Origin of the sequence: Microbacterium allomyrinae, from assembly GCF_020682705.1 — a bacterium.
Taxonomy (GTDB): Bacteria; Actinomycetota; Actinomycetes; order Actinomycetales; family Microbacteriaceae; genus Microbacterium; species Microbacterium allomyrinae.
Genome location: NZ_JAGTTN010000001.1, coordinates 929590 through 944254, shown reverse-complemented (window position 1 = coordinate 944254; position 14665 = coordinate 929590). Strand labels below are relative to the sequence as shown.

General features: G+C 66.9%; 18 protein-coding genes and 1 tRNA gene. 10 read left to right on the top strand and 9 right to left on the bottom strand.

From position 1 onward, the window contains the following. Positions 1-84 precede the first annotated feature (84 nt). The gene (locus KEC57_RS04570; RefSeq protein WP_229383333.1) at positions 85-1029 is read left to right on the top strand and encodes an aldose 1-epimerase family protein; all 945 of its coding nucleotides are present in this window, start codon (positions 85-87) and stop codon (positions 1027-1029) included. A 22-nt stretch (positions 1030-1051) separates the two neighbouring features. Here the strand turns inward: KEC57_RS04570 and KEC57_RS04565 are convergent, their stop codons facing one another. The 3 genes from KEC57_RS04565 to KEC57_RS04555 all read right to left on the bottom strand — a co-directional run bounded on the left by KEC57_RS04565 (position 1052) and on the right by KEC57_RS04555 (position 2437). After that, a complete protein-coding gene (locus KEC57_RS04565; protein ID WP_229383332.1) occupies positions 1052-1579 on the bottom strand; it encodes a hypothetical protein in 528 nt (175 codons plus the stop codon). A gap of 65 nt (positions 1580-1644) precedes the next feature. Further along, positions 1645-2064 carry a DUF4383 domain-containing protein gene (locus tag KEC57_RS04560; RefSeq protein WP_229383331.1) on the bottom strand — a complete coding sequence of 140 codons (420 nt, stop codon included), beginning with the start codon at positions 2062-2064 and terminating at the stop codon, positions 1645-1647. A gap of 175 nt (positions 2065-2239) precedes the next feature. After that, positions 2240-2437, bottom strand: a complete 198-nt coding sequence (locus KEC57_RS04555) for a hypothetical protein (protein WP_229383330.1) — start codon at positions 2435-2437, stop codon at positions 2240-2242. Between the two features lie 132 nt (positions 2438-2569). Between KEC57_RS04555 and KEC57_RS04550 the strand changes: the two genes are divergently transcribed. Then, entirely contained in the window at positions 2570-2953 is a 384-nt protein-coding gene (locus KEC57_RS04550; protein ID WP_229383329.1) for a DUF5684 domain-containing protein, read from the top strand. A gap of 28 nt (positions 2954-2981) precedes the next feature. On the opposite strand, the gene KEC57_RS04545 is transcribed toward KEC57_RS04550, so the two are convergent. After that, on the bottom strand, positions 2982-3830 hold the full coding sequence (locus tag KEC57_RS04545) for an SDR family NAD(P)-dependent oxidoreductase (RefSeq protein ID WP_229383328.1): 849 nt from the start codon (positions 3828-3830) through the stop codon (positions 2982-2984). A 105-nt stretch (positions 3831-3935) separates the two neighbouring features. Here KEC57_RS04545 and KEC57_RS04540 point away from each other — a divergent pair, with 105 nt between their 5' ends. The 7 genes from KEC57_RS04540 to KEC57_RS04505 all read left to right on the top strand — a co-directional run bounded on the left by KEC57_RS04540 (position 3936) and on the right by KEC57_RS04505 (position 9989). Next, positions 3936-4580 carry an asparagine synthase gene (locus KEC57_RS04540; RefSeq protein ID WP_229383327.1) on the top strand — a complete coding sequence of 215 codons (645 nt, stop codon included), beginning with the start codon at positions 3936-3938 and terminating at the stop codon, positions 4578-4580. A 132-nt stretch (positions 4581-4712) separates the two neighbouring features. After that, positions 4713-4785 (top strand) — tRNA-Arg (locus KEC57_RS04535). Positions 4786-5487: 702 nt separating this feature from the next. Continuing rightward, on the top strand, positions 5488-7335 hold the full coding sequence (locus KEC57_RS04530) for a hypothetical protein (RefSeq protein WP_229383326.1): 1848 nt from the start codon (positions 5488-5490) through the stop codon (positions 7333-7335). A gap of 265 nt (positions 7336-7600) precedes the next feature. Then, on the top strand, positions 7601-7864 hold the full coding sequence (locus tag KEC57_RS04525) for a ribbon-helix-helix protein, CopG family (protein WP_229383325.1): 264 nt from the start codon (positions 7601-7603) through the stop codon (positions 7862-7864). A 392-nt stretch (positions 7865-8256) separates the two neighbouring features. Continuing rightward, positions 8257-8967, top strand: coding sequence for a lysophospholipid acyltransferase family protein (locus KEC57_RS04515; RefSeq protein WP_229383324.1), 711 nt, complete (start codon positions 8257-8259; stop codon positions 8965-8967). Positions 8968-9176: 209 nt separating this feature from the next. After that, a complete protein-coding gene (locus tag KEC57_RS04510) occupies positions 9177-9545 on the top strand; it encodes a hypothetical protein (protein ID WP_229383323.1) in 369 nt (122 codons plus the stop codon). A 216-nt stretch (positions 9546-9761) separates the two neighbouring features. Then, positions 9762-9989 (top strand): RNA-binding S4 domain-containing protein, encoded by a 228-nt coding sequence (locus tag KEC57_RS04505; RefSeq protein ID WP_229383322.1) that lies wholly within the window; start codon positions 9762-9764, stop codon positions 9987-9989. 26 nt (positions 9990-10015) lie between these two features. On the opposite strand, the gene KEC57_RS04500 is transcribed toward KEC57_RS04505, so the two are convergent. The 4 genes from KEC57_RS04500 to KEC57_RS04485 all read right to left on the bottom strand — a co-directional run bounded on the left by KEC57_RS04500 (position 10016) and on the right by KEC57_RS04485 (position 13399). After that, entirely contained in the window at positions 10016-10978 is a 963-nt protein-coding gene (locus tag KEC57_RS04500) for a cation diffusion facilitator family transporter (protein WP_229383321.1), read from the bottom strand. Then, entirely contained in the window at positions 10975-11445 is a 471-nt protein-coding gene (locus KEC57_RS04495; protein ID WP_229383320.1) for a transglycosylase SLT domain-containing protein, read from the bottom strand. Before KEC57_RS04495 ends, KEC57_RS04500 begins: the two co-directional genes overlap by 4 nt. 665 nt (positions 11446-12110) lie before the next feature. Further along, positions 12111-12587, bottom strand: a complete 477-nt coding sequence (locus KEC57_RS04490) for a hypothetical protein (RefSeq protein WP_229383319.1) — start codon at positions 12585-12587, stop codon at positions 12111-12113. Between the two features lie 17 nt (positions 12588-12604). Beyond that, the gene (locus KEC57_RS04485; RefSeq protein ID WP_229383318.1) at positions 12605-13399 is read right to left on the bottom strand and encodes a CPBP family intramembrane glutamic endopeptidase; all 795 of its coding nucleotides are present in this window, start codon (positions 13397-13399) and stop codon (positions 12605-12607) included. Positions 13400-13541: 142 nt separating this feature from the next. On the opposite strand from KEC57_RS04485, the gene KEC57_RS18860 reads away from it, so the two are divergent. After that, positions 13542-13670, top strand: coding sequence for a hypothetical protein (locus tag KEC57_RS18860; RefSeq protein ID WP_267492042.1), 129 nt, complete (start codon positions 13542-13544; stop codon positions 13668-13670). Positions 13671-13676: 6 nt separating this feature from the next. Here KEC57_RS18860 and KEC57_RS04480 read toward each other — a convergent pair whose 3' ends face one another. After that, positions 13677-14648, bottom strand: a complete 972-nt coding sequence (locus KEC57_RS04480; protein WP_229383317.1) for a HoxN/HupN/NixA family nickel/cobalt transporter — start codon at positions 14646-14648, stop codon at positions 13677-13679. Between the last annotated feature and the right edge of the window lie 17 nt (positions 14649-14665).

Sequence of the window (14665 nt, the reverse complement as noted above, 5' to 3'; positions counted from 1 at the left end):
ACCCGCGACTGCTCTGTCGCGGGTCCTTCGGTCGTCACGGAATACTGGAATCGAATCTCCCCCACTCCCAGAGGATCCACACCCATGGCACGAACCCCCGCTTCCGGTATTCAGCACGCGCTCCGCGCGGGCGACTACGAGGCCGTCATCTCCAGTGTCGGAGCAACGCTGCGCTCGCTGACGTACCAGGGCCGTGACCTCGTGGTCCCGTTTGAGGCCGATGAGGTGCGTCCGGCGCACCGCGGAGCGACGCTGGCCCCCTGGCCCAACCGCGTCGTCGACGGCCTTTACACCTTCGGGGGAGTGGAGCGTCAGCTCGCGCTGACCGAGCCGTCGCGCTCGCACGCGCTGCACGGTCTCGCGTCGTGGCTCGACTTCGAGGCGATCGACAAGGGCCCCGACCATGTCACGCTGGCCGCGGAGATCGCGCCGCAGACGGCGTACCCGTGGCGCATCGTCGTGACGACCAGGTTCTCGCTCGGCCCCGACGGGCTCACGCAGTCGGTCACGGCCCGCAACGACAGCGAGACGCCGGCGCCGTGGGGCACCGGCCCGCACCCGTATCTCGTCGCCGGCGAGGGCCGGGTCGACGGGTGGACGCTCGAGCTCCCCGCAGAGCAGGTGCTCGCCGTGACCGCCGAGCGGCTGATCCCCACCGACCTCGTGGCTGTCGACGCCGACGAGCCGGAGCGCTTCGACTTCCGCGATGCGCGCACGATCGGCGCCGTCGAGATCGATCACGCGTACACGGGCCTCGTCCGCGACGCCGACGGCTCCGCCACGGTGCGCGTCACCGGTGCGTCGGGTTCGGGTGTCGAGATGGTGTGGGACGCCGCGTGCCCGTGGGTGCAGATCCACACCGCCGACAAGCCCGACGCGGCAGAGAGCCGCCTGGGTCTGGCGGTCGAGCCCATGACGTGCGCCCCCGACGCGTTCAACGCCGACGCCTACTCGTACGACGCCGGGCTGATCGTGATCGAGCCCGAGGAGTCGACCACCGCGTCGTGGCGCATCGGCGCCATCGCCTGATTCCTGCGGGGAACCCCGGGCGTCAGTGATGCCCGGGGTCGATCACGCCGTGCCCGCCGTGATCGGGCGCCAGGCGTCCGGCCTCGGTGGAGGCGAGCGCGGGTGTCACGACTGCCGCGACGACGACCGCGGCGACGATGAGCGCGGCGACCCGCGTGGGGTGCGTCGTTCCCGCCTCTCGCCGCAGGCATGCGCCGCACGCCATCGCCATCACGATGAAGAGGGCGGATGCCGATGCCACCGCGAGAGCGCTGACACGACCCGGATCGAGCCAGAGCGCAGCGACCGTGGCCAGCATGCCTCCCAGCGCGCCGGCGACGCCCGCCCGCGCACACACGAGGTGTCCGCGGGCGAGCGAGGCGGCCCCCCACACGAGCGCCCCGGCACCGAGTGTGACGATCACGAGACCTGCCCCCCAGGCGGTCCCGTCCCCCGTCGTCACGCCGGCGCCGAGCGCGATCGCGATCAGTCCCGCTCCCCAGGCGGCGACGGCGCCGACCGCTGGCGCGGCCGACCCCTTCGCCGGTTCCCGGGTTGCGGCTGTGCCCACACGCCCGGGGGCTCCAGGCAGCGCGTCTGCGCTCTGGAGAGGCGGTGTGGGAAGCATCGGCGTCGTCAGACCGTGCGCGCCGTCGCGGCGGTGCGGGCTCCGCGCTCGGCCGCGAGTCCGACACCGAGCAGCACCAGAGCGCTCGCGAGGTGCAGGAAGTGGTCGAACGTGTTGAGCGCGAGGACGTTGAGCGAGGTTCCCACGAGGAAGAAACCGACGATGCCGAGCAGCAGGTACGCCCCTCCGACGACGACGTTGACGGACTTTGCAGCGACCACCGACGAGAGTCCGGCGATCAGCAGTGCTGCACCGATCAGCAGGTGCGCGATGTTGTGCAGCGGGTTCACCTCGAAGATGCCCAGCAGCAGTCCGCCCTCGGTCGCGATGAAGCCGACGCCGCCGGTGACGGCGAAGCCGAGGGCGCCGACGAGGAGATAGACGGCCCCGAAGATCGTGGCGACGAGGCGGTTGGGTGACGAGCGCATGTGCGTTCCTCCTGTTCTCAGGCGGCGGATGCCGCGTCCGAGAGTTGTTCGTCGTGCCCTGTCGATCGGTTTGCGCGAATTTCTCCCGCCGTCTCGACGGGGCATCGCAGAGGGCCTCGGAGCGATCTCCGAGGCCCTCTGGCATGCGTGGGCGATTTCCGCCCCTGCGACGTGATCAGTCGTCGCGCAGGTCTTCCTTGAAGTCGTTGCGCGCCTTCACCGAATCGCGTTCCGCCTCCGCCTTCTTCACGTCGGCGTCGGCCTTCATCTCGTCGACCTTGTCGCCGATGCGGTCGGTGGTGTCCTCCCACGTGTCCTGGATCTTGTCGCCGACGGCCTTGGCCGTCTCCTTCGCGTCGTCCATGAATCCCATGACTGCTCCTCTCGTGAAGGTGGTACGTCATCGACGCTACGTTCGGGCGGGTCGAAGGTCAGGGGGGTTGCATCGCCCCGCGGCGGTTGCTAGTGGCGAAGCCGGGTGGTTGCCGACCCCTATGCTGAGCGCATGCTTGAAGCTCAGACCATCACGTCCGGTGCAGACCTGACGTCTCTCTACACGACCTCGGGGTTCTTCGCCCTCATCTGGTACGTGCTCGTCGCCGTCGCCCTGTGGCGGGTGTTCGACAAGGCCGGCTACCCGGGGATCCTCGCGATCATCCCGATCGTCAACATCTTCATCCTGGTGAAGATCGCGGGCTATTCCGCATGGCTCGGCCTGCTCTACCTGATCCCGATCGTCGGCTGGGTTTTCAGCATCGTCGTCGCGGTGCGGGTCGGCAAGGGCTTCGGCAAGGGCGGCGCGTGGTCGTTCTTCCTGCTGTGGCTGATCGCCTTCGTCGGGTACTTCATCATCGGGTTCGGCAAGTCGGTCTATACGAAGCCGGCCTGAGCCGCGGCATCCGGCTTCGCGTCGCCGCTCAGCGGATCGGCGTCGTGGTGTCGATCGCGTTGCGCAGCGGCTTGCGCATCGGCGCCCAGTAGCGGGTCGGAGTCACGCGCGCGAGCATGTCGACCAGCCGCGCCTCGCGCCCGATCATGGTGCGAGGCCTGCGGTGCACGGTCGCATCGACGATGCGGACCGCGGCGTCGGCGGGCTCGGTGTGGTACATCGCGGCCTGGGCTGCCGCCGCGCGGTCGGCCACGGCCGGGTCGATCGCGGCGGCGAACCGTCCGCGTCCGATGATCCCGGTCTTGACGCCTGCGGGATAGATCGCACCGACCGTCACGGTCGATCGCTCCAGTTCGTGTCGCAGCGACTCGGTGAAGCCGCGCACCGCGAACTTGCTCATCGCGTAGGGGATGCGCCCGGCCGGGGCGGCGAGCCCGTAGATCGACACCAGGTGCGTGATGTGCGCGGCGGGCTCGCGGCGCAGTGCCGGCAGCAGTGCCTGGGTGATGTTGACGGTTCCCCACAGGTTGACGTCCATGAGCCAGCGCATCTCGTCCATCGTGAGCTGGTCGATATTGCCGAGCATGGATGATCCGGCGCACGTCACGAGAGTCTGCACGTGCGGGTGGGATGCCTCGATCTCGGCCGCCAGAGCGGAGACCGCGGCATCTTCCGTGAGGTCGACGACGTGCGTCGTGTGGCCCGTGCCCGAAAGCCCGGCGGCGAGGAGCGCGAGCCCGTCGGCATTGCGATCGACGAGCGCGAGCCGTGCACCGCGACGGCCGAGTTCGCGGGCGACCTCCGCGCCCATCCCGCTCGCGGCGCCCGTGATCACGGCGGTCCTGCCTCGCACGTCCAGTGGTCGCGTTCTCGCCATGCTCTCGCCTCTCCGCAGCGCCCATCGACCGTGACGGGCGGCGTCTTCGATTCTCGCCGACTCGGAGGGGTGTCGCGGACGCTAGCCTCTTGGAGGGAGGTGTCGATGGGCAAGACCGCGGATGCGATCGCCGAGGGCGTCTCCATCGCGTCCGCCGCCGCCCGCCTGTCGATCCGCAACCACATCCTGGTCGAGACGATCGCGCACGACGAGCAGTTCGAGCAGAGCCGTATCTCGTCGTTCGCGCACGACACCCTGATCGCCCTCGCCGAGGAGCAGGAGCAGGCAGCCGCTCTCGCCAAGCGCCAGCGCAAGAAGGCCTGGGGAAAGTTCACCGACCCCGACGGCACGCACGACTACCGCGACCGCGACATGCGCAACCTCCGCCGGCGGCACCGCCAGTACCTCGGGGTGGCGAAAGAGCTGCGACGCATGGCGGACGATCCGCACGTGATCCGCACGCTCGTGGAGCAGTCCCGCGATGCGGCCTGGGGCGATGTCGAGGCGAACCTGCAACGGCGCCTGCGCGTCGAGGGCATGCGTCCCGACCTCGACCCCGACTACGACCGGATGCGCGCGGCCCGCATGCAGTCGCTGCGCCTGGTCGATCTGCCGCGGCTGGCTGCGCATCGGCGGCGTGTCGACGTGCCCGATGCGGGTGGGGCGGATGCCGGTGCCCCCGACGGGCGGGACGGCAAGTCCGCGGTGTCCCGCGCAGGCGGCGTCGACCTCAGCGAACTCGACTCCTGACGTCACGGGGGAGCGCTCGTGGCGCAGGTCTGACCGGGCGGACACGCCCGGGAATCGGCATCCCGGGCTCGATTCGCGCCGATCGCACCCGTACGGTATTCTTGAGGACGTTGTGCGCGAGAGCGTCAATATGCGCCCGTAGCTCAATGGATAGAGCATCTGACTACGGATCAGAAGGTTGGGAGTTCGAGTCTCTTCGGGCGCACACTGTGTTGAGACAGTAGGGAAAAGGGCCGATAAGGCCCTTTTCTTGTATCTGGGATGTCTCTTCGATCCTGATGTCACTGTCTGACCGCGAATCAGCGGGTTCCGCTGTGGAACCCCGCAATTGCGGGGGTGTTGAGCCGACATCGCGGCGCCAGATCTCACGGGTCACGGTTGGATGTGTGCACCCGGTTTGACCTCGATGCGTAGGTTCTGGGTGGGAAGCTCGCGGCCATCAGCCGAGCCTGTCGATCCCGCCCGGTCTGCGCGCCCGTAGGCCGCGCCGCATACGGGCATTCCATCGCGCCGGCTATTCGGGCGTTGAGTCGCTCCAATGTCCTGTGGGACGCCGGTCGGCCGCGGCGCGCAAGAGCGACGGCAGTCGCCCGCTGGCAGACCCCGCTACGTGGAGCGGAGTATGTGGCTTACGCGCCGAGCCGTCGGACGGACGCTGGCTGCTCCTCGTCTAGGAGAAAACTGTCGGCAGTTTGGCTGTGCGTGCGCGCGTACGTCGCACTCACCCGTGATAATCAGGTCTGCGGTTGGAGGCAAAATGGCACGGACGGACGACTGGCTACAGTTCACTACGATCGTTTGCGATCGGTGCGGTGGCAAACGGGTACTTGAGAACGCGTGCGGAGAATGTGGACGCGCACCACGCACAGGTGAAGTCAACGCCCCCGTCGTCCGTCGCCGAGAGAAGATGCGCTCGGTAGAAGCGACAATTTCTAGCCGCTCTGGCGGTCACTTTGATTTCGACCTCCACAACGCCGACGCGGAGCTCGTTCGGCTCGTTCAGTCTTTCGTCGGCGCCCTTTCAGGGGTCCTCGGGGCTGGTGCCGGATCGGAGGCTTCATCGCGTCTTGCCGACGCTGTCGTCCAGCTTCGGTCCTTAACCGCGGCCCTTGAAGCCTCCGCGGCGATTCGCCCGTCAGCCCGGCCGCGTGCGTACCTGACGGTTTCGCGTGAACTCGAGCAACTCTGGCCTATGTACCTGCTTGCGACAACGACGTCGGACATCGCGATGGCCGAACGACTCGCTTCGGAAGCACAGAGCATTCTGGACGGATCTACACGCCATCTGGGCGAACTTGCCACCGATCTCAAAGCTGCTGAAATCCTCGCCGATGTCCGGAGCGAGCCCGATCTTGCGACGCGTGTGTTCAGTGCGTTGCGGCTGAAGCATCCCGGCATGGATCTCGACGAGCTAACCCATCATGGGCAGGCGGTATGCCGCGTCGCCTCAGGCGGGGAAGCCGCCCGCGGCTCAGCGGTGGACTTTCTTACGGTCCGGCTCGTTTCGAACGCCTATCTGGATCCAACTGCGCTCGAAGCAAAGCTCCGTGAACTCGCTACCGCGACGTTCGATCGTGAACGCATTCCGAGAGTCGCCGACATGACTGACGCGATCGATGACTTCGGCATCGCCCGTCGGGACCTATTTGAGGCGCTCACGCAATTCGAGCAGATCGCCGCTTACGAGGACGACCCGACTGTCATCGCAAGGCGGTTTTCGAAGACCGTCGGTGAACTGTACGAAGCAGCCTTGCCGCTATTCGCCTGGTGCCAGTTGCTCCTCGGCACCACAGAGAGCGCTGACGCATACCAGCGTCTCGTCACGAAGGACTCCACCGAGTTGACTACGCGGCTCGGGAACAAGCTGCCCCGGACTTTCGGAGACTTCCCGACCTTCCTTCGCAACGCGGGGCACCACGGTCGTGCGTTCCAGGTAGACGACTCCACTGGGACCGTCACTATCCGGCTTCGCTCCCACACCGAGTCGATGACAATCGCCCGATACGTTGATCGCGCTTACGCGCTACTGGAGTCGCTCCTCGTAGTGCATTGGACGGTCTCTAACTGGCTCGAGCAAGCAGCGGTGACAGTGCCGATGCCCTCCGGGGCAGCCGAGGCCATGGGGCTCACACAACAGCAGCTTGCTGCGTTTTGGCTCAGGGAGGTTAGAGGCCTAGAGATTACCGAATCCACATTGCGAGATGGGCGCTGGACGATCGCCGGCGAGGTCCCTGAAGGCGAAGTCCTCACGCTGGCCCTGGCGATGGCGCAGCTAGCTGACAACCGATGCCATGTAGTGGAGGTTCGCGCGTCTGACACCGCGGGAGCACCGCTCACTGTCTCCTTGAAGGACTACCAAGCGTTTGCCACGACCGCAGGTGGATCCCGCGGAACGAGCACGCTGGGTCTGCTCATGCTGCGTCACCGTTGCACCAGCCAAGGAGAGTGCCTCCTCCAAGAAATGGACACTGAGTTTGCCGCTGTCGCACTGGGATTCGCGGTCCTGAATGGCGAATTCGACCAAGTGGCCCACCTGCGGAGCGTCCGGCAGCTTGCGATTAGTCATGGCCACAGTCAGGTCGCGGGCTTGGCTACCCGGGCCTTGGCCACGATCCGTAACGGCGACGACTTTGATTTGAAGCTCGAGCTCGCAGCACGGACGAAAACGTTCGCGGCACCCGAACCGCCCACAGCGTCGGCCGCGGAGGTCCGCCTCGATGGCGGCGCACTTTCGCCGCGGAGACCGTGCGACTGACGGTCTGGGTCCCAACGACGCAGCATCTGCGACCGCGCCTTTCACGCGGTCCAACTTAGAGTGCGTCGCAAGGGGAGTTGGCAACCCCATCCGGCGAATCTGTGGCAGAACCTGGCTGCAGAATGCCCGCAACCAGATCGATGCTGAAACGACAACCGTCTGGTCTCTTGATCCAAGCGAGTCCGCTCGTCCTCGCGGGGTGCCCGCTGAGGGGTCCCTTGCGTGCACGCTGGGCTGGACGACATTTTCGTATTACGATGACGCCATGAGCGATCGCGAGACGATCAACGGCGTACCGGTCACCGAGGAGCAGATCGCGACGGGGGCGGCCGAGGCTGAAGCGGGCTACGACGTCGCTGCGCTCAAGAAGCGCGGCCGGGGGCGACCGGGCCGCGGGGCGGAGCCGTCGCAGGTCGTCGCTCTGCGGCTGACTAGCGAGGAACTCGCCGAGCTGGACGCGCTAGCGGCGAGCACGCACAAGACGCGGTCCGAGTTGATCCGCGAGGCGCTCGCCGCGTACGCCGCGTGAACATCCACGACTGAGCGCGCAAGCACGGGATCTCGGCCGAGGATGTCGCCCAGGCCGCATCGTGGCCGCTATGGGTCGAGGACCTCGACGACGATCCGCCCGCCCGTCAACTGCGGCTCGGCTTTGACAGCTAGGGGAAGCTGCTCGAGACAGTCGTGCTCGTCTTCGACAGCGGCAATGAGCTCGTCATCCACGCCATGCAAGCACGACCGCAGATGCTCGACCTGCTGCCGTAGAGGCGAATTCGGCATGTGTGCACGCATGTGTGAACTCGGCCGAGCAGACCGCGGAATCACGCGGCAGAGCCGGCCCCGGAACATTGCCGGCGGGCCCATCGCCTTGACACCACGCGCGGCGAGGGCGCACCCCACGATGACGGATAGGGTGGCGAGGTGATCGCGCCCGTTCCGCCGAGCCCCACTCCTGCTCCGCGGCCGGGCGCCATCTACTCCCTCGGGCGGGTGGTCCTGCGGCCGTTGTTCTGGCTGATGTACCGCCCGCGCATCGTCGGTCGAGGGAACGTGCCCGAGCGTGGACCGGTGCTGCTGGTGAGCAACCACCTTGCGACGCTCGACACGCTCATCATCCCGACATCCGCGGCCCGCCCTGTGCAGTTCCTCATCAAGTCGTCGTACTTCACGGGGTCCGGGATGCTCGGCCGTGTCAAGCGCTGGTTCTTCAGCTCGATCGGCGGTGTGCCGGTGTACCGTGCGACCGGTCGCGATGCACGCGCCGCGCTCGACGCGGGCAGCAGCATCCTGCGGGCCGGCAGCGTGTTCGCGGTGTTCCCCGAGGGAACCCGCTCACGCGACGGGAAGCTGCACGAGGGGCACGGAGGCGCGGCGTGGATGGCGCGCGACACGGGCGCCGCGGTCGTGCCCGTCGGGCTGATCGGGACCGGCACCGCCAAGCCGCTGAGCCATCTGCCGCCGGGGAGACCACGTCTCGAGGTCCACTTCGGCGAGCCGCTCGACCTCGCCGACCTTGAGGGCGTACCGGACGGCAAGGCACGTCGCGAGATCACCGAGCGCATGATGGTCGCCATTGCACGCCTGAGCGGACAGGAACGCTCAGGCAGCGTGAACGCGACTTCGCGCGACTGAGCTGCTCCGGGAGAAACGACCCCGATGAGACTCGGATGGCGTAGAACGAGCGCGACCCCTGCACCGATTGCGATGTCCGCGTCGCGAACTGCATCCGCGAGCTCTCCTATCTTCAGTCTGTGTGGAACTATGTCCCTAGTTCGCCTCAGACGGATTGGGATCAGATGAGGACAGCGCGGCTCGCGGCGGTTTCTGTTTCGCTCGTTGGCATGGCTGTGCTGATGGTCGGGTGTTCATCCACCGGAGTCACGTACTCCGCCCTCGATAGAGAGGCGGAACCGGCGGATGAGCTGCCCGCGGTGGTGATAGACGGCAATGACGAGATCGCCGTGGAGACGGCGCGCTACGTGGGCGAGCATGGCGGGGCCGGGCTGTGGCTTGCCCGGACAGAAGAGCCCGACACTGTCTGCCTTATCGTCTACCCCGGTGATCAGGATTGGGTGACCGGCTGCGGAGCCGAAGGGGGCCCGTTCATCGTCGGAGGCCCGTCAGGAGAATACGCTGTGGGCCCTGACGGCGCGCCGGCACCCGAGGGCTCGAGTCAACTGACGGAGAACGTCTACGTGGTGACGAACTAACTCGAGCAACCCGACCTCGTCTCTGCCGAAGCGGATTATCGCTCCATGGTCCGCCACATGAGGATCACCGAAGTCCGCGGCGAAGTCTTGGCAGGCAAGCGAGTCTTGTCCGGCCGCGGGTGCCGCCATCGATGAGCTGTTCGGTCGTCTCTACCACCCGTGCTCCGTCAGCTCCCCATAGCTCCGGGGCCGGTGCTGGTCGGTTAGCATTCGGGGATGACGAAACCGGCTCCCATCGAAGATGTCCCGATCGGCGGTGAGGGCATTCGCCTCGGGCAGTTCCTCAAGTTCGCGGGGCTTCTCGACTCGGGTGGAGACGTGAAAGAAGCCATCATCGACGGCTACGTCACCGTGAACGGTGAGGTCGATCGCCGCCGCGGACGGCAGCTGCAGCTGGGCGACGTCGTCGCCTTCGAGGGACGCAGGGTCCGCGTCTCTCCATGACGATGCGATAGACGGCCGGCCACCGCTCAAGGCTGTGCTTCGTCAGGCAGTTCCGACACCGGTATCAGGACGATGTCCTGGAGTTTCCAGTCGATCGCGGCGAGAGCCTCGGTCGCGGCGCGCAGTGTCTCCACCTTGGGTGGCCGAGATCTGGTGGGAACGACGAAGACCTCGACATGGAACACCTGCCCCTCGTCGCGCATCCGGACGGCGGCGTCACGGACCCAGCTCTGCCTGCGGATCTGGGTGAGGATCTCCTGGATGAGGGGGTGGGGCTCGCTGTCGTCGTAGGTGCGAGCTCGCTCGTCGATGAGGTCGCGGACGGCGGCTCGCGCATTCCTGAATCCATCCCAGACGATGCCCACGGAGATGAACAAGGCCGCCACTCCGTCGAGCCACCAGAGCCCGAGGCCGATTCCGAGGACGCCGATGATCGATGCGGCGTTCGTATGCCAGTCGGCCTTGGCCATGTCGGCGTCGGCGTAGAGCAGCTTGTTGTGAAGCTTCGGCGCCAATCGGAGTTTCGCCGGGCCGTAGATGAGGGGCCCGATGACGATGAGAGCCATGACGGCGATCATCAGCCAGCCCTGCCAGAAGGTGTAGCCCCAGAGCTGGATGGTGCCGATCGTCGGATGCTCGGCCGCAAGCAGTCCGATCACGGCCTCCACGGCGAGGTTGCCGCCGACGGCGAGCAGCGCGACTCCGGCAACCAGATGCCCGACACCCATCACGCGGTGCAATCCGAACGGGAATCCGCGCGTCGGCGGGCGTCGGATGAAGAGGAGCGCGATGAGGAAGCTGACCTGCGGGATCAGCGAGAGCATGTCTTCGATCCACGCGGTCTTCATCGCCTGCGAGTTGCCCACGACCAGCGCCACCAGCGCGATGGTGCCGATCGAGTAGGCGATGGTCGCCCACTCCCATCGGATCGCCTTCTTCAGCGCGTCCTTCTGCTCGGCGGGCAGGTCCGTGCGGCCGACCGACTTCATGGCGAAAGTTCCTCGTCGAGGACCAATTCCAGCTCGGATAGCAGCCGGTTCTCGCCGAGCGGCACCAGGAGGACGATCTCGCGACCGCCTGCACCCGGGATGTTGCGGTAACCCCGTGTGACTCCGGCGCGGTCGGCCCACGGCGTCTCGGCGGTGATGCCGCCGACCACGATGTCGAGGCTGCCGTTCTCGAGAGCCGTCACCAGAGATTCCTCGCTGCCGACGGTCCATTCCACGTCGGCGTCGAAGCGGTCCGCGAATGCGTTCACCAGATCGGGGAGAGGTCCCGAGACAGCGGAATCGTCGACGTCGACGAGGCCGGCATCGACGGATGCCCCAGCGCGCAGGACGCCGCCCTGGATGCGATTCAACGTCCCGTTCGGATCGGTGGGCACCTGCACCCCGCACCCCGCCAGCGCGGCCGCCATGACGATCGCCGCGGCTGCGGTTGATGCGCGTCGGAGCATCGAGCCCGTGCTCCGGGCACGGGGCGGCGGCGAGTCCAGCGGCATTCCCTTCATCACTCACCCAACATGCCCGATGCGGAGGGCGCCCGTCACCGGCTTGACGAGGAGTTCGCGGATGTGCGTGCGCGAGGTCGCGTGCTCGTCGCGGTGGGAGGACGTGATCTCTGCGATTGTCAATCCCTTCGGCATCCGTTCGAAGCTGGTTGATGATGACGTGCGTGGAGGGATGAATTTGGCGGAAGTCGATGGCGAGCGCGCGAAGCGACCCGAGCGATGCGCGCCGCGGCGATGCGTAGGGAGCGGAGCGAATGTTGCCGAATGATCGTGGCCACCTCGAGTTGACCGTGACCACCGAAGGGGCGTGGCGTGTGAGCGACATGCGTGTGCCCGCGGAAGACGCGTCACACGTGGTGGCGTTCCTCGAGTCGCATGAGGAAAGCGTTGAGGTGGTGTGGCTGCGCGGATCAGTCGCGGGACCCTCGCTGTTCGAGAGCCTGCAGACGGCCGTCGACGCTATCGATGAGGCGCTGTCCGAGGCGGAGACGAGAATCGTATCGGCCGGCAACGATCTCGGGTCCCCGGGGCGGCGTCAATAGGTGCTCGACCTCCTGCGCGTGGCCGTCGACTCGCGCTCGCGAAGAAGGATGGCGATGGCGATCAGGTATTCACCCCGAGGCTGACGGGCTTCGCCCCAGCATCCCGGCCAGCTCTGCGAGGGCAGCCGATTCGTGCTCGTTGACGGCGGTGCCGGCCGTCCCCAGGATGCCGTCCTTGGAAGCGGCCGCGGCGGCCGTCGCGACCCTCAAGACCTCGGCCTTGAACCCCGACCCGTCGGTCGCGGACTTTTCATCGATGAGGCGAGCCGCCTGCTCGATCAGTCCACGAAGCCGCTGGATGTTCTCATCGGTGTTCTTGGTGGATCCCGGGTCGCCGTTCGGCCCGGTCGAGTCTGCACGAGCATCCGTGATGAGTCGATTGCCGGTGGCTGCGCCGTGCGCGAATTCGTTTGCGCCCGTGAGCATGTTGCGAATCGTATTAGCCGAATGATGTGGCCCCGAGGCGACCACGAACGCCGCGGCGTAGTAGGGAAGCCCCCCGACGATCCGCCATTCGTCGGGTGTGAACACCGTCTTTCCCGACATGCGCGTTCCTCCTTCTCTCAACTCTTCGGTGCGTGCACGACCGTCAGGCGCTCGTTCGCACCCCTGATGACGAAGACCACGCACAAGAGACCGAGGAGTCCGGCGAGCGGTTCGATGACGTTTGCAATGGCGGCGATGTCGCTCGCGGTGCCGACTCCCGCAGCGAAGACAGAGAAGTCCCAGAGACCATGGAGGAGCATCGCCCACCAGAGCGACCCGGTCACGCGCCGGAGGATGTAGAAGACGGTTCCCGCCAGGAAGGCGAAGAAGACCTGCTGCACCGTGCCGGCGTCGTCGGCGCCGAGGGCGATGTTCACCAGATGGCTGAGGCCGAACATCGCGGAGGTGAGGAACCATACCCATCCCTCGTTGAGGCGCGTCCGGAAACCCACGAGCAGCAGCCCTCGGTTCACGATCTCTTCGGTGAAGCCGACGAGCGCGAGCGTCAGAGACGCCGCGAGAAACGCTCCGCTGTAGGCGGACCAGTCCGTTCCGGCGAGGTTCATGATCGCGGCGATGAACATCAGGATGGGGATGAAGATCGGCCACCGGTGTTTGCTGCGGCTGCGGTCGTAGAGCGCTGGACGCCACCAGCCGAGCAGGCTCGTCGTGGCCGCCAGCAGCGCTGTGGCGACGATGAGTGAGAGGCCGGCGCCGAAGAACAGGTTCGCGGCGCTGTCACCCCACTCGTCGTAGGGGATGCCGCCGATCGCCTGGACGGCGAAGACGAGAGCGAGGTAGCCGACCCAGATGGCGATGCCGATCCACAGGCGTGGGCGAACGCGGAAATGCTGCTCGGTCGGACTCGTCATTCAGGTCGCTCTCGTCGGGGTCACGCGCGCAAATGCACACCGCACGCGACAAGTCTGGAGCATTGAGCCGCCGATGCAGCGTCACACTCTCGGCGTCGTCGGCTCTTGACAGCGCATAGCTGGCCCGATCTAGCATCAAGGTGTGGCGTCCATCCCGCTCTGCCCGACCTGCGGCGACGTTCTGAAGTTCGAGATCCTCGACGACGAGCGATTTCTCGTGGCGTGGTCATGCGTGCACTGCGGTCTGATTCGCACCACCGAACCGGTGTAGCGACGCTCAGTCGTGCGCCACGTTCCGCGGCCGCCGGGTGATGAGCAGCACGGCCAGCCAGGTCACCAGGAGCAGAGCCGTCAGCACGAGCCCGAGATCGTCGATCCCGACCGATGCCAACCAGGGGAGGGGGCCGCCGAGGCCGAGGTTCACGACCAGCACATCGGCGAGTTGGACGATCGCGATCAGGATCGCAGCGATGACCGAGAGACCGGTCATCGTGACGGCGTACACCTCGCCGAGGCGCCGGCGGCCGGGCTGCCACGTGTACGCACGACGCATCACTGCGCCCTGGCCGGTGTCGAACGCGCTCATCCCGGCTGCGAAGAGAATGGGCAGGGTGAGCACCGCCCACCAGGGCACCGCGACGAGCGTGGCGGCACCCGCGAGTGCGAGCAGCCCGATCTCGGTCGCAGTGTCGAAACCGAGTCCGAACAGCAGTCCGACCATGTACATCCGGGACGGGCGATCGACTGCCTTCTCGAAGGGTCCGAGCAGTCGGAGCACCGGACCGCCCGCATGCCCGTGGCGGCGTCGCAGCGAGGCGATGTTGACCGCGGCGATGACGAGCAGGAAGACGCCGGAGACGCTCGGGCCGATGACGCCCGTCCAGGTGCGAAGTGCGGAGGAGTCATCGGCGAGCGCCGACCCGACGGCGGCCACCCCGAACGTCAGCAGGATGCAGAGCACGACCACGACGGTCGAGTGACCGAGGGAGAACCAGAAGCCGACGGTATTGGCGGGCTTGCCGCGTTCGGAGAGGCGCCGCGTGGTGTTGTCGATCGCGGCGATGTGGTCGGCGTCGAACGCATGCCGGACTCCCAGGGCGTACGCGGTGAGTCCGATGCCGAGCGTCACGAGCGCGCCACCCCCGCCGCCGAGCGGGATGCCCGCCGGGATCACGACGAAAGCCAGGACTCCCCAGCCGAGCACGTGCAGGAGCGCGATGAACGCGACGACGCCGATCGTGCTCGGCATGATGCGTGTTCGGGCCC